At 70.6% G+C, this 17,840-nt stretch carries 21 protein-coding genes; 7 read left to right on the top strand and 14 right to left on the bottom strand.

Annotated features, from left to right (window positions below):
* The first annotated feature begins 40 nt into the window (after window positions 1–40).
* Window positions 41–544, top strand: a complete 504-nt coding sequence (locus FLW16_RS21545) for a nucleotidyltransferase domain-containing protein (protein WP_142561887.1) — start codon at window positions 41–43, stop codon at window positions 542–544.
* 19 nt (window positions 545–563) lie between these two features.
* Here the strand turns inward: FLW16_RS21545 and FLW16_RS21540 are convergent, their stop codons facing one another.
* Window positions 564–1,304 carry a helix-turn-helix domain-containing protein gene (locus FLW16_RS21540; RefSeq protein WP_221891204.1) on the bottom strand — a complete coding sequence of 247 codons (741 nt, stop codon included), beginning with the start codon at window positions 1,302–1,304 and terminating at the stop codon, window positions 564–566.
* Window positions 1,305–1,403: 99 nt separating this feature from the next.
* Window positions 1,404–1,856, bottom strand: a complete 453-nt coding sequence (locus FLW16_RS21535) for an Lrp/AsnC family transcriptional regulator (protein ID WP_139573774.1) — start codon at window positions 1,854–1,856, stop codon at window positions 1,404–1,406.
* Window positions 1,857–1,969: 113 nt separating this feature from the next.
* On the opposite strand from FLW16_RS21535, the gene FLW16_RS21530 reads away from it, so the two are divergent.
* Both FLW16_RS21530 and FLW16_RS21525 read left to right on the top strand, forming a co-directional pair.
* Window positions 1,970–2,452, top strand: coding sequence for a DUF2000 domain-containing protein (locus tag FLW16_RS21530; RefSeq protein ID WP_142561886.1), 483 nt, complete (start codon window positions 1,970–1,972; stop codon window positions 2,450–2,452).
* A gap of 264 nt (window positions 2,453–2,716) precedes the next feature.
* The gene (locus FLW16_RS21525) at window positions 2,717–4,147 is read left to right on the top strand and encodes a pectinesterase family protein (RefSeq protein WP_260615448.1); all 1,431 of its coding nucleotides are present in this window, start codon (window positions 2,717–2,719) and stop codon (window positions 4,145–4,147) included.
* A gap of 60 nt (window positions 4,148–4,207) precedes the next feature.
* Here FLW16_RS21525 and FLW16_RS21520 read toward each other — a convergent pair whose 3' ends face one another.
* From FLW16_RS21520 to FLW16_RS21490, 7 genes are all read right to left on the bottom strand, one after another.
* Window positions 4,208–4,603 (bottom strand): ACT domain-containing protein, encoded by a 396-nt coding sequence (locus FLW16_RS21520; protein WP_142561884.1) that lies wholly within the window; start codon window positions 4,601–4,603, stop codon window positions 4,208–4,210.
* Between the two features lie 45 nt (window positions 4,604–4,648).
* The gene (locus FLW16_RS21515; protein ID WP_142561883.1) at window positions 4,649–5,302 is read right to left on the bottom strand and encodes a DUF6461 domain-containing protein; all 654 of its coding nucleotides are present in this window, start codon (window positions 5,300–5,302) and stop codon (window positions 4,649–4,651) included.
* A 166-nt stretch (window positions 5,303–5,468) separates the two neighbouring features.
* Window positions 5,469–7,094 (bottom strand): sensor histidine kinase, encoded by a 1,626-nt coding sequence (locus tag FLW16_RS21510; RefSeq protein ID WP_221891203.1) that lies wholly within the window; start codon window positions 7,092–7,094, stop codon window positions 5,469–5,471.
* A gap of 4 nt (window positions 7,095–7,098) precedes the next feature.
* Window positions 7,099–7,773 carry a response regulator transcription factor gene (locus tag FLW16_RS21505; protein WP_142561931.1) on the bottom strand — a complete coding sequence of 225 codons (675 nt, stop codon included), beginning with the start codon at window positions 7,771–7,773 and terminating at the stop codon, window positions 7,099–7,101.
* Between the two features lie 136 nt (window positions 7,774–7,909).
* Window positions 7,910–9,406 carry a serine hydrolase gene (locus FLW16_RS21500; RefSeq protein WP_142561930.1) on the bottom strand — a complete coding sequence of 499 codons (1,497 nt, stop codon included), beginning with the start codon at window positions 9,404–9,406 and terminating at the stop codon, window positions 7,910–7,912.
* A 129-nt stretch (window positions 9,407–9,535) separates the two neighbouring features.
* Window positions 9,536–10,051 (bottom strand): DUF1992 domain-containing protein, encoded by a 516-nt coding sequence (locus FLW16_RS21495; protein WP_142561881.1) that lies wholly within the window; start codon window positions 10,049–10,051, stop codon window positions 9,536–9,538.
* A 68-nt stretch (window positions 10,052–10,119) separates the two neighbouring features.
* Window positions 10,120–10,998, bottom strand: coding sequence for an NAD(P)-dependent oxidoreductase (locus FLW16_RS21490; RefSeq protein ID WP_142561880.1), 879 nt, complete (start codon window positions 10,996–10,998; stop codon window positions 10,120–10,122).
* 97 nt (window positions 10,999–11,095) lie between these two features.
* On the opposite strand from FLW16_RS21490, the gene FLW16_RS21485 reads away from it, so the two are divergent.
* Window positions 11,096–11,437 (top strand): helix-turn-helix domain-containing protein, encoded by a 342-nt coding sequence (locus tag FLW16_RS21485; protein ID WP_142561879.1) that lies wholly within the window; start codon window positions 11,096–11,098, stop codon window positions 11,435–11,437.
* Between the two features lie 25 nt (window positions 11,438–11,462).
* Here FLW16_RS21485 and FLW16_RS21480 read toward each other — a convergent pair whose 3' ends face one another.
* The 4 genes from FLW16_RS21480 to FLW16_RS21470 all read right to left on the bottom strand — a co-directional run bounded on the left by FLW16_RS21480 (window position 11,463) and on the right by FLW16_RS21470 (window position 14,007).
* Window positions 11,463–11,909: a hypothetical protein gene (locus tag FLW16_RS21480; protein ID WP_142561878.1), complete on the bottom strand. Its 447-nt coding sequence runs from the start codon at window positions 11,907–11,909 to the stop codon at window positions 11,463–11,465.
* Window positions 11,910–11,967: 58 nt separating this feature from the next.
* Window positions 11,968–12,810 carry a CDP-alcohol phosphatidyltransferase family protein gene (locus FLW16_RS21475; RefSeq protein ID WP_312847149.1) on the bottom strand — a complete coding sequence of 281 codons (843 nt, stop codon included), beginning with the start codon at window positions 12,808–12,810 and terminating at the stop codon, window positions 11,968–11,970.
* 113 nt (window positions 12,811–12,923) lie between these two features.
* A complete protein-coding gene (locus tag FLW16_RS45290) occupies window positions 12,924–13,058 on the bottom strand; it encodes a hypothetical protein (protein ID WP_260615447.1) in 135 nt (44 codons plus the stop codon).
* A gap of 463 nt (window positions 13,059–13,521) precedes the next feature.
* Window positions 13,522–14,007, bottom strand: coding sequence for an SRPBCC domain-containing protein (locus tag FLW16_RS21470; protein ID WP_260615446.1), 486 nt, complete (start codon window positions 14,005–14,007; stop codon window positions 13,522–13,524).
* A gap of 253 nt (window positions 14,008–14,260) precedes the next feature.
* Here FLW16_RS21470 and FLW16_RS21465 point away from each other — a divergent pair, with 253 nt between their 5' ends.
* Both FLW16_RS21465 and FLW16_RS21460 read left to right on the top strand, forming a co-directional pair.
* Window positions 14,261–15,301: a serine protease gene (locus FLW16_RS21465; protein WP_260615445.1), complete on the top strand. Its 1,041-nt coding sequence runs from the start codon at window positions 14,261–14,263 to the stop codon at window positions 15,299–15,301.
* 56 nt (window positions 15,302–15,357) lie between these two features.
* On the top strand, window positions 15,358–15,846 hold the full coding sequence (locus FLW16_RS21460) for a DUF5946 family protein (RefSeq protein ID WP_142561875.1): 489 nt from the start codon (window positions 15,358–15,360) through the stop codon (window positions 15,844–15,846).
* 100 nt (window positions 15,847–15,946) lie between these two features.
* Here the strand turns inward: FLW16_RS21460 and FLW16_RS21455 are convergent, their stop codons facing one another.
* A complete protein-coding gene (locus tag FLW16_RS21455; protein WP_142561874.1) occupies window positions 15,947–17,044 on the bottom strand; it encodes a L,D-transpeptidase in 1,098 nt (365 codons plus the stop codon).
* A 150-nt stretch (window positions 17,045–17,194) separates the two neighbouring features.
* Here FLW16_RS21455 and FLW16_RS21450 point away from each other — a divergent pair, with 150 nt between their 5' ends.
* The gene (locus FLW16_RS21450) at window positions 17,195–17,803 is read left to right on the top strand and encodes a cupin domain-containing protein (RefSeq protein WP_185949543.1); all 609 of its coding nucleotides are present in this window, start codon (window positions 17,195–17,197) and stop codon (window positions 17,801–17,803) included.
* Window positions 17,804–17,840: the final 37 nt, after the last annotated feature.

The raw sequence follows: 17,840 nt of genomic DNA, 5'->3' as shown, positions 1-17,840 counted from the left end.
TAGCGTGGCTCGAAGATCGAGTTGAGGGGGAGCGGGACCGGTGCTGCCGATCGGCGAGATGCTGCGGGTGCTGAACGCGTTGGAGGCCGCCGGATGTGAGGTCTGGGTCGCCGGCGGCTGGGGGATCGACGTCCTGGTCGGACGCGTCACCCGGGAGCATCATGACCTCGACCTGCTCCACCGGGCCGAACAGGAGCGGCTGGTGATCGGCGAGCTGGAGTCGTGCGGGTACGCCGAGCGGCCCGGCGCGGTGCCCGGGCGGCCGGCCAGGTTCGTCATGACCGACGCCCATGGGCACGAGCTCGATCTCCATCCGCTGCACGTCGCCGAGGACGGCTCGGCCGTGCAGCACCTGGACGACCGCGGCGCGGCGCTCCACTACCCGGCCGCGGCCTTCGTCACGGGCACGATCGAGGGCGTGCGGGTGCGCTGCCTGTCCGTCGGTCAGCAGGTCGCCTTCCACCAGGGCTACGATCCCCGCGACCGCGACCTGCACGACATGGCGAGCCTGCGCGCGGCGTTCGGCGTCACCACGCACTTCTGAAACGTGCCGGGGCGAGCGGTCAGGTCGCGTACAGGAGCGACAGCGGCTGCGCCGGCTTCCGATCGCCCAGCTGCGTGGCGGTGCGCCCGATGTAACGGCTCAAGGAGCGTGCCAGGTGCGGTTGGTCGAAGTATCCGAGCCGGTGGATCACGTCGTGGACCGGCACGCCCTCCTGGATCAGGACCGCCGCCCGCCTGGCGCGGTCGATCTGCCGGACCGCGCCGCGGGTGAGCCCGGTCGCCGCGAGGAAGCGCCGCTGCACGGTGCGTTCGGACACGTCCGGCGGCGCGCCGCTGAGCACCGCGGCGACGAGCGGGTCGCGCTCCACGACGCCCTCACGCACCAGCCGTCGCACGAACGCCTCGGCGTTGTCCCAGTCGGGCAGGTGCCAGGTGGAACCCTTCAGCCAGAAGGACCTGCGCGTCGTGTCGGGAATCTCCGCGCCCCCGTCCACGAGCCGGCCGAGGGGAAGATGGGGCATCGCGGTGCCGAGGGAGAAGCTGATCCCGAAGAACGTGGCGTCCTCGGGAACGGGGGCCTGGCTCGCCCTCGTCTCCGGCCCCTGGACGGAGGCGCTGACCTGGCCGCGGTGCTCCCAGAAGACCAGATCCCAATGGGCTGTCGCGACCGCCGTCATCTGTTCCACGTCACGGCTGCTGCTGCGCCACACCCGCTCGATGTAAGGCGAGTCGGACGACCGACTCTCGATGTCCAGGCCCATCCGGGTGACTTCCCCCCTTGACTCGCGGAACATGGTCATGCGGGCCGGTCCAGGCCGTTTACCCGGTCATGGTACGTCCCCTGACGGCAGGGCAACGAGCAGGCGGGCGAGGTGTCCGCAGGTTGGGCCGGTCGGCCTTCACACGGGGCTGATCCGGGTGTTGCGGATGTGCTCGTAGACGATCGACGTGCGGACGTCGGCGACTTCGGGCCGTTCGGTGAGCTTGTCGATCACGAACGCGTACAGGCTGGCGTTGTCCGGCACCGCCACGTGCACGATGAAGTCCTCCGTGCCGGTCGTCACGTAGACGCCCAGGGTGTCGGGAAGCGCGCTGACCCAGTTGCGGAAGCCCTCGATGTTGCGCCGCGAGGGGGGACGCACGCGGATGGCGATGAGGGCCTGGACCGGCCGCCCGATCTCCGCCAGGTCGACGTCGAGGATCGCTCCCCGGATGACGCCACGCTGACGGAGCGCCCGTGTGCGGTCGAGTGCCGTGGTCGGCGAGACCCCGACCGAGGCCGCGACGTCACGGTTGGTCTTCCGTGCATCCGACTGCAGTTCCGCCAGGATCGCCTTATCAAGTTCGTCCATGTCCGCCCGCACACCCCTGCTTCCGATATAAGTACGGATTCGTTGCGTCTCAATCGTACGGGTGCCTAGCATCAACGGCGTACGTCCGAACGCATGCACAGGAGGACCGGATCATGGCCGATGAACAGACGACCCCGGGTGTCGGGTTCGCCCCCGAAGAGATCGACCCGGCCCTCCCGACCCGGGCGGCCCGCCTGAAGTGGGTGATCGTGGTCGATCGCGACCTTCCCGCGGGCCGTGCCGTGAACGCCGCCGTCTGCGTGGCCGCGGCGACCTCGACGGCGGTGACCGGACTACTCGGCGACGACGCGGTGGACGCCGACGGCGGCGCCCACCCCGGCCTGCCGTGGGCGGGCTGCTCGGTTCTGGCCGCGGACGCCGCCACGCTGCGCGCCATCCGCGCCAAGGCCGCGTCGTCCGCCGGGTGCTTCGTCGCGGACATGCCCGCCGCGGCCCAGCAGACCAGGGTCTACGCCGACTACCTCGCCGCGATGAAGGAGACCGCGGCCGACGACGTCGAGTACTACGCGGTCGGCGTGGTCGGGCCGCGCAACCGGGTGGACAAGATCGTGGGAAAGCTCCCCCTGATGCCGTGACCCGGCATCCGGGGACGGTGCCGGCTCGCTGAACGTTTCACGCGATCGGGGGGTCTCGTCCGTCGTCTGTGCGGTCCCTGCGCATGTGAGAGCGGTCGTCTGCGGAAAGCCGCCGCGGCGCGTCGTTGACCGGCGATCGATGGGCTCGTAGCTTGATGCGCGATGTTCCTGTAGATGAACGTAGTTCAGGTGCATGAAAACCCTTGTGGGGCCAGGAGTCGTTCCTCGGTCAGGGGCCCTGCACGACCTGCAAGGAGCTCGGGCGTGAAAAGCACAACCACAACGGGTGCCGGGGTGATCAGCGCCCTCGCCGCAGTCGCCGCCCTGGCCGGCGTGGCCACCGCAGGAACGGCGCAGGCCGCGACCGGGTGCGCGATCACCTACACGACCAGCGACTGGCCGGGTGGGTTCACCGCCGCCATCACGATCCAGAACCTGGGTAGCGCGATCAACGGCTGGACCCTCGGGTTCACCTTCCCCAACAACGCTCAGAAGGTGGACACCGGGTGGTCGGCCACCTTCAGCCAAAGCGGGCAGAACGTCACGGCCGCGAACGCGGACTACAACGCCGCCATCGCGACCGGCGCCTCGGTGTCCATCGGCTTCAACGGCAGCTGGTCGGGGTCCAACCCCAAACCGGCCTCGTTCACCCTGAACGGCATCACCTGCACCGGCTCCACCACCACCTCATCACCCACACCGTCACCCACCCCGCCAAGCTCGCCCTCACCCTCGCCCACCCCGCCAAGCTCGCCCTCACCCACCCCGACGCGCTCGCCCTTACCCTCGCCTTCGCCCACCAGCGGGAAGCCCACGGTGGCCGCCGACGGGACCGGCACGTACCGGACCGTGCAGGCGGCGATCGACGCCGTGGCATCGGGCAATTCCAGCCGGAAGGTGATCACGATCAAGCCGGGTACGTACCGGGAGATCGTCACGATCCCGGCGACCAAGCCGTACATCACACTGCAGGGTCTGGGCTCGTCGCCCGGGGACGTCGTGATCGTCGACAACCACTACGCCGGGGGGAACGGCGGCACCTTCAACAGCGCCACCGCGTTCGTGAACGGCCACGACTCCGCCCTCACCAACCTGACGATCTCCAACGACTACGTGGAGGACGGCAGCACCGAAGGGCAGCAGGCCGTCGCGTTGAATCTCAACGCCGACCGGGCGGTCCTGTCGAACGTCCGCCTGCTCGGCGACCAGGACACCTTCCTGATCAACGACTCCGCCCGCACCTACGTCAAGAGCTCCTACATCGAGGGCACCGTCGACTTCATCTTCGGCGGCGGCACCGCGGTTCTCAACGACTGCGACATCTACGAAAAGCGCAGCAGCGGCGCCCCCATCACCGCTGCCAGGACCGACGCCGCCAAGACCTACGGCTTCCTCGTTTACCGGTCCCGCATCACCGGTGCGACCGCGAACACCACGCAGATGGGGAGGCCCTGGGGCCCCAACGCCCAGGTGCTCTACCGGGAGTCGTCGCTCAGCTCGACCATCAAGACCTCCCAGCCCTGGACCGACATGTCCGGCAACTCCTGGAAGAACGCCCGCTTCTTCGAGTACAAGAACACCGGCGCCGGCGCCACGGTGAACTCCAACCGCCCGCAGATGAGCGACTCCCAGGCGTCCAACTACACGCCGCAGAAGTACCTGGCCGGATCCGACGGCTGGAACCCGATCGGCTGAGTCCCGGCTGCCGGTTCGCATGCCGTCCCGGGATCCCCTGATGACCGACGACGCCGAGGACTACGAGTCGGGCGCGCGCAGGTGGCGGGTGTCCACCCGGTGTCCCGCCTCCTCCAGGACGGTGATCGCCTGCTTGACCCTCGGCTCGGGCACGAGGACCAGGTCGGCGTGGAACGTCGAGGCGACGAACACCGGGATGGCCGCCTCGGCCAAGGGGCCCACGACCGCCGCAAGCATGCCCGGGACGTCCAGCTCGTGTCCCGTGCCCCCGCCGTACAGACCGATCCACCGGTCGCCCGACCCCGTCGGCCAGGCCTCGCGGACCACGGTGAGGCCCTCGGGGGCGCGGACGAGCGCGATCCAGTCGTCGTCCTCGGGGAACGTCGCCTGCGGCAGATGCTGGACGGCGAACACGGACGGCACGATGCCGAGCTGCTGGGCGGCGGGTGAGGTCATGACACGTGTGTAGCAGAGCCCTCCGACAGGACACCGGCAAGATGCCTAGACCTGGGACCACTCGATGATGGAGGCGACCAGCAGCGGCCCGTCGAAGGAGCCCGGGGTGAGGGTCACCCCGGTGATCGTGGCGGCGAGCGCGAACGCCTTGGGGAGCGCGTCGTCCCACCGCGTGTCCCAGGCCGCCTTGCCGGTCGTGGCGGTCAACGGCAGCCCGACCCTGCGCATCGGCTCCTTCAGCCGATCCGGGTCGCGGCCCCAGCGGTTGACCGACGCGTGCGGCGTGAAGGCGGTGACGATCTCGCCGTCCGCGGCGTACAGGAAGCTGTGCTCGGCATAGTCGTGGCGTCCGACGGCCACCGCCTCGCATCCCTGCGCGAGGCGCGCCAGGTTCTCGCCCAGCGCGGTGTGCCAGCCGCACGGTTCGATCGCCATGCTCCACTCGCCGAGCCGGGTGATGCCGACGTATCCGCCGCCGTCGCCGCCGTCGGTCTCCTCGATGAACTCCGCGACCTCGTCGTCGAGTTCGCCGAAGGTCATCGAGCGGACCGCGGCCCCGGCGGGCTCGAAACGGGCCGCGACATCGCCGGGCTCCAGTCCGTGGAAGAACGACACGGTGAAGATGTCGCCCAGCGGGTTGCGCACGTTGTCCGTCGCCGGGGCCGTCAGCCACCGGAAGGGGGCGAGACGATCGGGCACCTGGGCTCCCTTGGTCGTTTCGCGACATCGTGGCAGCCGCCGCCGACAAAACCGGGGCCATGGCCGTTCGCCGCGTTCCTGTTCGCCGGCAGCGGGACGCGGCCGGTGTCACGAGGATCGCGTCGCGCTCCTGGAACAGGCTTGGATCTTGCTGAAACCCGCGTCGTCACGGGGTGGGCACGACGACCTTCGAGACGAGCCGGTCCTGGGCGAAGCACAGGCGGTAGGCGCGGGCGGAATCGGTCTTCATGGTGTAGTAGGCGCAGTCCTGGCCCCGTGGTGGATCCGGAGTGCCGTCCGGCGGGCCGTCCCTGGTGAACGCGGGAAGCCGGGACCGCACGTCGTCGCGTGGTTCGCCCACCTTCAGCCCCTCGTACGTCGCCGGGTCGAGGACGGAGAACGACGAGCTGAGGAAGCTCAACGGGATCAGGAGCGCGAAGATCCCGGTCAGCACGGCCGCGGGAATCCCGACCGCCTGCGCCAGCCGCCGCCGCACCCGCCGCCGGGCGAGGTCCAACTCCCGGGCCGACGTGGTCTCGGGCGCGCCGAGGCCGGGTGTGGTCGGCGCGTGCTCCCGCCGATCCGGCTCGGACGCCCGGCCGCCGGTGACGGGCAGTTCGGCGGCGACCTCGAAACCCCCGCCGGGCGCCGGGCCCGCCCGCAGGACGCCGCCCGCCAGGCGCACCCGTTCCGCGAGCCCGACGAGCCCGGAACCGCCCGAGGCCACGCCCGGCGAGGCCGCCGCCGGAGCGGCGTCGTTGACCACGCGGAGCGTGACGACGCCGTCGTCGGAGGCGAACCGGACGCGTACGGTCGCGCCGGGAGCGTGTTTGGCGGCGTTCGTCAGGGCCTCCTGAAGCACGCGCCGCACGGCGAGCGCGGTCATCGGAGGCAGTCCGTCGATGTCGCCCGGGTGGTCGGCCCGGTGGTCGCCCGGGTGGTCGGCCCTGTGATCGGCCCAGTAATCGACTGGGTGCTCGACGACGATCGGCACGCCGGAGTCGCGGGCGCGCTCGACGAGCGTCTCGATGCTCTCCTCCCGTGGCGGCACGGCGGCGCTTTCGTCGTCGTCCGTACGCAGCACACCGATGATCTCGCGCAGCCGTTCGGTCGCGGCCGCGGCGGCCTCACGCAGGTCGCGTACGGATGCCTGCTGCCGCGAGTCCAGGCCGGGGTCGAGCTCCAGGGCGCCGGCGCGCACCGCGAGGAGTGTCAGGTCGTGGCCTAGCGAGTCGTGCATGTCGCCGGCGATGCGCGCCCTCTCCCGCAGGCGGGCGCGGTCGGCGACGGCCCGCTGCTCGCGCTCCAGCCGGTCGGCGAGCAGCCAGCCCGTGCGGACCAGTTCGGCGTGCTGGCGACGCCAGCGGCCGAGCAGCCAGGGCACCACCACCGCGAGAAGAAGCGTGATGAGTTGCGTGGGCCAGTCCCACAGATCGCGCAGGACGAGCGCGGACAGCGGCAGCCCGGCGAGGGCGACGGCCACGAAGAACCACAGGGCCGGCCGGGCGGTCGCCATCCGGTGCCCGGCCAGGTAGCCGAAGACCACCAGCGCCGCCCACGTCCAGGACAGGGGGCCGAACATCTGTGCGTCCAGGGCCAGGCTGACCGCCACCGGTACGGCGAGCGCCGCCAGCGGCCACCTCCGGCTCATCGCCGTGGCGACCCCGAACAGCGGCACGGCCACGGCCGCCGTCGCCACCCGCCGGGCGTCGCCGTCATCGAGGGCCGGCGCGACGGGCGGCGCGCACACCGCCAGCCACAGCCCGAGGTCGAGCAGACGGGACGGCCGCACCACCTCACGCTCTCCGATCGAGCGGAGCCTCGGTCACGAGACCCGCCTCGTACGCGAGGATCGCGGCCTGGACGCGGTTGCGGAGGCCGAGACGGGTGAGGATCTGGCTGACGTACCCCTTGACCGTGCCCTCGACGAGATGCAGGCGCCGGGCGATCTCGGCGTTGGACATGGCGGCCCCGACCAGCGCGAGCACCTCGCGCTCGCGGTCGCCGAGCTCGTCCACGAGGGCGCGGGCGGCGGCCTCCGTGCCGAGCGGGCGTGCCCGGAGGCGGGTGATGACCCCCCGCGTGACGGCGGGGGACAGGTAGGCGCCGCCTGCGGCGACGGCGCGGACCCCCGCGATCAGTTCGCGTGGATCGCCCGACTTGAGGAGGAAACCGGATGCGCCGGAGCCGAGCGCGCTCGTCACGTAGTCGTCCTCGTTGAACGTCGTGAGCATCACGACGGCGACCTCGGGGAGGACCCGGCGCAGCTCGGCGGCGGCCTTGAGCCCGTCGAGCCGCGGCATCCGGATGTCGAGCAGGCAGATGGCGGGATGGTGCCGCAGGGCGAGGTCGACGGCCTCGTGCCCGTCGGCCGCCTCGGCGACGACCTCGATGTCGCCGGCCGTGGCCAGGATGCTCGCGATGCCGGCGCGGATCAGCGCCTCGTCGTCCGCCAGCAGGACGCGGATCATCGCATTCTGCCCAAAATCGGCCCCATCGCTCATGCCGTCTCCTCGCCCGGCGGCTCGGAGTCCCGTCGTGCCGAAGGCGCGCAGGTGCCCCAGCCGCGAAACGCGCTGTGCCCACTGATTCGCTCGCTTCGCCCGCTCATGCGTGGACGCTACCAACGGCCCGCCGCCGGAGGCGTACGGCGTGGACGAGACGGGCGGCCACGACGGCGACGGCGGCCAGCGCTCCGGTGGCGGCCCAGACGTACAGCGCGAGCCAGACGTAGGTGAGCTGGTCCAGCGTGCCCACCCGGTTCAGCAGCACCCCGGCCAGCTCCGCCAGCCCCAGGTAGAACGCGACCGGCAGCGCGTACGGGGCCAGTCGCGCGATCATCCGCCAGACGCGCCGTTGTGCGCGGCGGCCGGCCCAGCGGCGGGAGCGCACCACTCCGGTCACGCCGAGGGCCAGGTTGAGCAGCGACAGGGCGCCCAGCCAGGGGTCCGCCTCCGTGGTGAAAGGCCCGGCCCCCGCGTCGGGCCGCCCCTCGATCAGGTCGACCAGGCCGTCGCTGATGATCAGCGCATCGTCGCCGGAGATCATCCCGGTGTTGGTGACGACCGCGATGCCCCACTCGCCCCCGGGCAGGAGGGTCTGCGCGGAGTTGTGCGTGAGCAGCCAGCCGGTGTGCCGCAGCATCGGCGTCCCTCCGGCCGTCCGCTCGGCCGACCACCCCATGCCGTACGTGCTGCCGCCCACGCCGGACGGGGTCTGGGTGGCTTTGACGAGGTCTCGGGGGAGGGCGTCGCCGCGGCCGTTCTGTGTGATCAGCCATTCGGCCAGGTCGTGGGCGGTGCTGACGACCCCGTAGGAGCCGTTGACGAACCACTTCGGGTGCGCGCGCTCGATCACCCGGCCGTACGCGCGGATGTATCCGGCGCCCGCACCGGGCAGTTCCTCCGTGGTGTCCACCGTCCGGGTGGACGTCATGCCGAGCGGCGTGAACACCGTGGCGGCCATGAAGTCGGCGAACGGCGTGCCCGACACCACCTCGGCCAGTCGCGCCGCGACGGCGTAGTTGGGGTTGTGATACATCATCCTGGTGCCCGGCGCCGCGGCGAGCGGCGCGGTCCTGAGCATCGCGACGGCGCTTTTGAGGTCGTCCGGCGCGGGGAGCGTCAGCTCGGGGAAGGTCGTGTCGCTCATGCCCGAGGTCTGCTGGAGAAGCTGCCGCACGGTGATCTTCGCGGCCCGTGCGTCGGCCATGGTGAACTCCGGCAGATATCGCCGAACCGGCGCGTCGAGGTCGATCCTGCCCTCGTCGGCGAGGCGCAGCACCCCCAGGGCCGTGAACGACTTGGACAGCGAGGCGAGCGGCACGGGGGTGTCCGCGGTGATCGCCTCGCCGCCGGCCGTGTGACCATGCCCGGCGGCGTACACGACCCGGTCGCCCTTGACCACCGTCACGACGGCACCGGGCAGGTCCGTGCGCCGGATGTAGTCGCGTACGTAGCGGTCGACGGACTCGGCGGTCACGCCGGGTCGTCCGTCCGGGGGCGCCGCCTGCGTCGCGGCGTCCACTGCCGCGTCCACCGCCGTCGTTCCCGTCGTGAGCAGCAACACACCGGCCAGACCGGCGATCGCGGCGATCCTGCGCATGCGCACCGTGTTTCCCCTCCGAGCTCTTTCCGTTCGCAGGTCACGTACGGTATGAGCGGCCGGAGGGGCGGCACAGCGGGCGATCGGGAGGTCCTCACCTGACTTTCGTCAGGTCGCGGCCCGGGCGGGTCAGCGGCGGCCGAGCCATCGGAGGAAGGAGCCCTTCGGACGCTTCGGCTGTTTGGCGTCGTTCAGGTCTTTCGGGTCTTTCGGGTCTTTCGGAGGAGCGGGCTTCTTCTCGGCGGCCGGATGAAGGGCCCGCCACTCGGCGGCGACCTCGTCCACGTCGATGAGCGGCTGCACGACGGGCGGACCGGACAAGGGCTTGCGGTAGCTGTCGCGGATCTTGACGTTCATCTCCTCGGCGATCCTGCGCGCCTCGGCCTCGGTGCGCGCCCCCAGCGCCTCCGCCCTCGCCTCCTCGGCCTCCTTGCGCAGCGCCAGCGTGCCCGGCAGCGGGAACGACAGGTTCTCCGCGCGCATCTTCTGCTTGATCCACCACATCTCGTCGTGCGGCTCGCCCTGGCCGGGGATGGGCTTGCCCGCGCCCGGCAGGTCGTCGAACTCGCCACGCTCGGTGGCCTCGCGGATCTGCCGGTCGATCCACGACTCGAAACTCACTCCGAGAGGCTTGCGTTCGGTCACGGCCTCACCTCGCTCGACGCGGTCGGCATCCTCCTGTGAGGATAACTTTCCGGCGTGGGCGGCCCGGGTCAGGGCACCCGCAGCAGGTCGATCACCCCCGTGGTGCCCTCGTCGGCGTGGCCGTCCGCGAGCCGCCGCTCCATGAGGGTCATGAAGGGCGTGAGCAGCTCGGGGCTGACCTTCTGCTCCTCGGCCGTGCGCAGCAGGGTCGCGTTGCCCCGGACCATCATCGCGAGGTTGGACGTGACGTCCTTCGTGTAGTCGCCGCTGTCCAGATGCTCGGCCATCCCGTACGCGTACGGGGTCATCGCCCTCAGCCAGCCCACGACGAGGTCGGCGAAGCCCTTCGGGGGGATCTCGCCCCGGACGAGCGCGAAGGCGTGCGCCACCCCCGCGAACATTCCCGTCATCGCACTGAGCAGCGCCACGTCGTGGAGGGCGGCGAGCCCGGGGTCCTCACCGGTGTAGACGGTGGCGGCGGGTACGGCCAGCGTGCCCGCGTGGGCCTCGAACACCGCCCGGGAGCCGCTGTAGAAGACGTACGCCCCGGAGCCCGGCACCCCGATCATGGGCGGGACCGCCATGACGCCGCCGTCGAGGAACCGGGCGCCGCGCTCCTCGGCCCACCGGGCGCGGGCCCGGGCCTCCTCCGGGGTGCCGGTGGTGAGGTCGACCAGGTCCTTGCCGGACAGGTCGGCGCCGGCGAGGGCGTCGTCGACCGAGGCGTGGTCCAGCAGGCAGACGATCACCAGGTCGCTCGCGGCCACGGCCTCGGCGGCGGTCGCGGCGACGCGCGCGCCTTCGCGGGCGAGGGCCTCGGCCCGGCCGGCGGTGCGGTTCCAGACGGTCAGCGGATGCCCGGCGGCGAGCCAGGCGCGGGCGAGCGCGCCGCCCATCGCGCCCAGCCCGAGAAGGGACAGCGGAGACTTCTCAGTGGTGTGGGTCATGCCGATTAGGCTGGTCACGAGCTCCGAGACGATCAAGTACGCACTTCGAAGTGGGTGCTTACCCCGGGGTGAGCGAGCAGCCAGGAGGGGATGGGCCATGCGGACCGCGCGGCGTCCGGGATCGGCCGAATGCGGGATCGACGCGGCGATGGAGGTGATCGGCGGCAAGTGGAAGAGCTCGATCCTCTGGGTGCTGAACGAACGCCCATGCCGTTTCGGTGAGCTGCGCAGGATGCTGCCGGGCGTGACCGAGAAGGTGCTCGCCTCGCACCTGCGCGAGATGGAGGCCGACGGCATCGTGCACCGCGAGGTGTACGACGAGGTGCCGCCGCACGTCGAATACTCGCTGACCCCGCTCGGCGTCACGCTGAACGATGCGCTGGCGCCGCTCGGCGCGTGGGGACGGGAACACCTCCTCGGCGGACGCGACGCTCACTGACTCCCCCGCTCCCGGCGAACGGGTCTCAGGGTGTGGTCTCGTGGCCGGGCTGCCCGGGTGTGCGCCGCTGCTGCTTCAGCTCGGCCTCGTAGAGGTGGCGGCGTCCTCCGGCCAGTTCGTTGCGGGCCTGGCGTTCCAGCTCTTGGAAGGTCGCGTAGTAGCCGTCGTCGTACTCCTCCACGATCTGGAAGGTCCAGCGGCCCTGGATGACGTTGCGGCCGATCAGCTCGCGTTCGATCCGTTCGGCCCACTTGTCGTGCCCGGCCTGCCGCAGCAGTCGTACGGCGTTGTCCAGCTCGAAGTCCGCCGTCCCGGTGAGCTGGTGGAAGGAGTACAGGTGGCCTCTGACCCGGTGGATCGTCTCCAGCGCCTTGCTGAGCCTGCCCAGCGCGTCGACGGTGACGTCGTCCAGCCCCTCGGGGCGGCGGTGGCCGGGATCGGGCAGGCCTGCGGGCTCCTCGCGTTCGGTCATGTCCCACCGCTACCCCTCGCGACGGCACCTCTATCCGTGTGAGCAGCGGTGAGGACGCTCAACCGGCGGGCGTCCCGGAGGCGGACGATTCGGCGGGCAAGCGGATCGTGGCCAGCGCGCGGTTCAGATCACGCGACGACAGCAGGAGCTTGTACATGATGAGGGCCTCGAAGAGGAGCAGCAGGGCGGCCGCGCCGATCGTGACCGGGATGACCGCGCCGAGCAGCGGGCCGACGATGAACACGGCCATCTGGAACTCGATGCCGCTGACCAGGTGTGTGCGGATCCGGTGCTCACGCAGCCACTCGCGCATGCCGGGGTACCAGGAGAAGCGGCTGCGGAACTCCTGCTGCAGGTCCACGGTCTGCGTCAGGCGGACCCTGATCTCGTCGGGGTCGGTGTCGAAGTCCTCGCGCAGCAGGGACGCCGGCAGCGCGGCCGAACCGCCGGACACCACCGACTGTTCGTAGGTCTGCCGCAGTGTGCGGCGCATCTGGCGCCGGACCTTCGCGATCTGCAGGGCGTCGACGTAGCGCAGCATGTCGAGGAACACCACTCCGATGCCGAGGAGCAGGTAGACCTCCTGCCCGGTCGCACGGTACTGCCCCCACATGAGCGCGGCGGTGCAGGCCAGCACCCGGATCCGGTCGAACACGTAGTCGAGCCAGCCGCCGAGGATCGTCCCCGTTCCCTTGAGCCGTGCGATCTTCCCGTCCATGCAGTCGAGGATGAAGCTCACGTGGTAGACGGCGGCCCCGGCGACCAGCCACGGCCACTCGGCCTGAAGGAAGCACCAGGCCGAGCCCAGGCCGAGCACGAAGGCGCTCCAGGTGATCTGGTTCGGCGTGATGGACGTGCGGTTGGCGGTCGTCACCACCAACCGGCCCGCCAGGGGATCCACCAGGAAAACGGTCCACCAGGCGTCGCGTGCCTTATATGTCCGAGAGCGTACGTCGTGAAGCGTGAACGTCATTTGGGGGCTTTCTAAATTGTGGAGGGATTTCAGGGGAAACGTCAGAAGTCGTCGTCCAGATCATCCCTTTCGTCCGCGTCGTCATCCTGGTCAAGGGCGTGCGCGTCGTCGCCCAGGTGCAGGTCGTCGTCGGTGTCGAGCAGTGTCGCCATTTGCTGGAGAAGCATCTTAAGCATGTCTTTGCCCTTTGACCGGCGTTTGTTTCGCTACTGCTCATCAAAGCATCGCCCGGCTGCGCCCGTCGACTTTTTCCACAGCCCTCCTGGCCGTGTTGAATTACCCGAAAAACTGAATTTCGGCTTTTTCGGGATATCTACGTTTCGTCCGCGCGGGCCGGGCGCGTGGTACTTCCACCGGCACCCGCTGGAACGCCTCCAGCCTTCGGCTCTCGCTCCTGCGGCGCTGGGCGACGAGGTGGGTGGCGATGCCGTACGAGCTGCGGCCGATGCCACGACCGCTCGATGAGCACGGCGTCGTCGAGATCCGCCGGAGCTTGCGGGGGAGCGGGCGTTCGCGAGGTGCCCCTTCTGCGGGTCGTCACCTCTACTCCGCCGCAGGGCCCGATCGCTTTCACGCCGGTCGCTCGGAGAGGCCCGGCTTGATCCCCGGCCTCCACAGGCCGGGGCCGGGGTGGGCGGCTCAGGCGGCGGCGCGGGCGAGATCCGAGAGCCACCGCTCGTGGTTGGCCCGGAGCATGGACTCCCGGTAGAAGAGCGGCAGCAGCGGACCGGCGAGTGACTCTTCCACGGTGATTCTCGTGCGGCCGCCCTCCAGCGGCTCCAGGACGTGCCGGTCCACCGCCCGGTAGCGGCCGAGGAAGGTGCCCGTCCAGGTGAGTTCCCGCCGGGGGTCGACCACGGCGAACCGCGACCGCAGGGGCACGCCGTTCAGGCGCCACCGGAAGGACGCGCCGGGGCGTACGTCGCCGAGTTCGAGGATCCGGATGCGGGAGGCCCATGACGGCCACGCCCGCAGGTCGGCCATGACCGCCCAGACCCGGTCCACGGGCACGTCCACGACCAGATGGGACGAGGAGGTCAGCTGAGCGTCGCGGTCGACGCGTCCTCGTGCGGCGTACTCGTCGTGCAGGACGGCCAGGGACGGACCCGAATAGAGCAGCGACATGGACATCCTCCGAGAGACTGGTGCTCATTAACGAGAGCAACGCTCTCTCATGTGAGTGAGACATGTCAAGAGCACTGCTCTCTCGCGTGAGGGCGTGAGGGCATGCGGAAGTGGGTGCTCCTTGTTTCGAACATGTGATCTAAAAGGTGGCGAGACCCGGGTTACGATCATGCGGTCGCCGGCCATGGTGGCCGGTTGGCTCTCCGCGCTGACGAGGCGCGAAGACGCCCCACGACTGGACGGGAGATCGACCGTGAGACGTGCATTGATCGCGTTGGGCATCGGCCTGGGCGTGTTCGGTTCCACTGTCGTCAGTGGACCGGCACAGGCCGCGGGTGTGCTGGTGGTCCCGCTGGCTCGCACGGTGACGGCGGCTCAGGAGGTGGCGAGATTCTGGCTCGCCGACGGGGCCGCCAACTTGAAGAACGCCACGCCGTACGCCGTGCGGACCGCGGTCGGCGGGGAGCGCCTGTCCTCGGACATCGTCCCGGACGGCCCCTCGGTGCTCATCCCGCCGCTGCAAGGGCCGGCCCCGGCAGAGGGAAGCATGCCCACGACCTCGGGCAAGGTGTTCTTCATCGGCAGCGACCTTCAGCCGCACTGGTGCACCGGTACGGCCGTGCACTCGCAATACCGGAACATCGTCGCGACGGCGGGTCACTGCCTGCTGGACATCGAGGCGCCGGCCGGCGCGCTCGCCAAGTGGGTCTTCGTCCCCGGCTACGCCGAGGGCGCGACCCCGTTCGGCCTGTACGTCGGGAAGCAGGCGGAAACCGACTACGACTTCGACGACATCCGGGACGACGACGGCGACTACGCCTTCGTCAACGTGTACAACGGTGTCGTCCTCTCCGCTCCGGAGGTGCTGACCAACGTCGGGAGGCTGGCCGACAACGTCGGCGGCCAGGGGCTCGCGATCAACCAGCCGCTCGCGCCCACGGCCGACGTCTTCGGCCACCCCGCAGGCCCCAACCCCGACGGCAGCCGGCCCTACACGGGCGAGACCCTCGAACGGTCGACCGGCTCGACGTTCGCGACGACGGTCACGGGCGTCCGAATGGACCGCCCCGTCGGCGTGGACTCCCCGTTCACCGGCGAAGGCTCCCTCGGCTCGTCGTGGCTGATCCGGTATGCGGACGACAGTCGTAGCGGCTACCTCAACGGCATCACGATCAGCGTGGCCGACACCGACGGCGACGGCCGGTACGACACCGGCGTCTCGCCGTACTTCGACAGCGAGTTGTACGCGGTCTACAAGAATGCGACAAAGCAATGGACCGGGACCATCGCGTAGAGCCCGGCACGGAAATGCCGTCGACACGGCTGTCGCCGGCTGCCTAGGGTGCGGCCATGACGGACAGCTCCGGTTCGGGTCGGTGCGAGTGCGGCGCGACCGCCGGTCCGCTGGGCGAGTGCGTGGACTACTACCACGCGATCCTGGCCGAAGAGCAGGCCGATCCTGAGATGTACAGGTGGCACACGGTCGTGGTCTGCGCGTATCTCCTGCAGCACCCCGCCAGGGCCCACGACGAGTACCTCGACGGTCAGTTCCGCATGCTGCAGCTCTACCTGGACAAGGGCCTCGACGCGCTGCTCCGCGTGGCGGCGCGTCAGGTGGCGCGGAACAGGCGCGGGGCGCGGTCGGGCTACGACATGGCCCCGCTCGCAGAGTACGCGCCACTTCCACGAGGCGGATCCCCCGGGCCCTTCCGCGCCGGCTTCTGCGGGTTGCCGTTCAGGGACGGCAGCCTCGTTTCCGACGGGCATCCGGCGTACGGCCGGCGCATGGAGAGCATCGCGGAAGCGACCGTGGAGTCCTGGAGAACCCTCACGACCTGACGCTCGATCTTCCGCCGGTCAGGAAAGGCGCCGGAAAGCAGGCGGCGCTCCCGCCCCGGCCGTACGGACCGGGGGCGGGAGCGCGCGCGGAGCAGAGGGCCTAGCCCTGCAGGGCGTCCTCGTCGGCGGACGGAGAGGCCGAGGGCGAGGGCGATGCCGCGGCCGACGCCGAGCCGGCGGGCAGCGCGCTGCCGCGCTTCCACTGGTTCCAGGTCAGCTGCCAGTAGCTCCAGCCGTTGCGCCAGTCGAGCTTGCGCTTGGTGCCGGTCACCTGGATGACGTCACCGCGCTGGCTGATGCCGTAGAACCACTTGGCTCCCGCGGGCGTGGCGCGCACGCAGCCGTGGCTCTGGTTCGACTTGCCCAGGAACTGGTAGTCGCCCGCGCTCTGGTGGACGTACTCGCCGCTGTCGGAGATCCGGACCGCCCAGGGGATCTCCAGCTTGTAGTAGAGCGGGTCCTTGGGGTCGGTGACGCCGAGCCAGGACGAGGTCATCGTCTCGACCCGCTTCTTGCCCATCGCGAGGTGCACGCCGGTGGTCGTGAGGTAGACGTCGACGCCGCCCCGCGGCAGGCCGCCGCGGCCCGCGCTGATCGGGATGGTCTTGGCGAGCTTCCCGTCGCGCCGCACCTTCATCACGTGCCTCTTGGTGTCGACCACCGAGACGTTGGCGGTGCCGACGGCGAAGCGGCGCGAGACGTCCTTGGCGGCCTCGTTGCCGGGGATCTGGCTCAGCCTGGCGCTGAACAGGACCTTCTGGTGCGGCTTCCAGTAGGTCTTGGTGCGGTAGACGACCTTGCGGTCGGAGACCCAGCGCCAGGCGCCCTCGACGGGCTTTTCCGCCTGGACCTGCAGCACCGCTTCCGCGGCCGCCCTGTCACGTACCGCGCGGTCGAAGGTGACGATGATCGGGAAGCCGACGCCGACCCGCTCGACCTTCTCGCCCATGGGCGTGATGTCGGCGATGCCGAGCTTCGGCTTTCCCGTCTTGCGTGCCGTCTGGGACGCCGCGCGCGGGGCGAGTGCCGCCGCCGCCTTCGCGTCCGGGGCCTGAGTGGCCGGAGCCTGAGTGGCCGTACCGGCCGCACCAGTGACTGATGCGGCGGGAGTGGTTGTGCCTCCCGCCGAGCAGGCCGTAGCGACGGCGATGGCGGCGACGGTGAGTGTGACGTGGGCCGCCCGCCGGAGGGTATTCACGGTCTACTCCTCATAGGGGGTTTCACAGCGATTTGCACTGACTTGGAACGTGCGAAACCACTGTTTTGTGCGGCCGATTCCGTAACGATCAAGTAACGCTGGTTTGGGGGTGCCGCGCCGCCCTGCCGTACGATCGGCCGCGTGCTGCTGATGACGCTGGACGCCTGCCCCGGCGGCCCCGGGCTGTCCGCCCGCGACGACGAGGAGGCGCTGCGGATCGCCGCCGCGGCCTTCCCCGGCACGGATCCCGTCGTGGCGGTGGACGAGGACGACCCGGCCGCCCCCCTCCGCTTCCTGCGCCGGGACGTCTCCGGGGCGTTCGTGGCGATCCAGGCGCGTCCCCCGGTCGCCGAGGCTCTCGGCCTGCTGCCGCATCCCGAGGGCGGGTGGTATCGCGAGACGTGGCGGACGGCGGCCTCCGTCGAGCCTCCGGGGTACGGCGGCGCGCGGGCGACGGCGACGGGCATCTACTTCCTGCTCGAACCGGGCGAGGAGTCGGTCTGGCACGCCGTGCGGTCCGACGAGGTGTGGCTGTGGCATCGGGGCGGGCCGCTGACGCTCGTGCTCGGCGGCGCGGGCGAGCGGCCCGGCAGGGAGGACGTCGTCGTCCTGGGTCCGGACGTGGAGAACGGACAGGTCCCGCAGGCGGTGGTGCCTGCGGGCACCTGGCAGGCGGCCCGTCCTGCCGGCGCCGAGGGCGTGCTGGTGAGCTGCGTCGTGTCACCCGGCTTCGACTTCGCCGACTTCACCGCCCTCTGAGCGCTCACCCGCTCCGCGGCGGTTTCGCGCCGACGGC

This window comes from Microbispora sp. KK1-11, from assembly GCF_006874435.1.
GTDB classification, from domain to species: domain Bacteria; phylum Actinomycetota; class Actinomycetes; order Streptosporangiales; family Streptosporangiaceae; genus Microbispora; species Microbispora catharanthi.
This window is presented reverse-complemented; position numbering and strand designations above follow the sequence as displayed.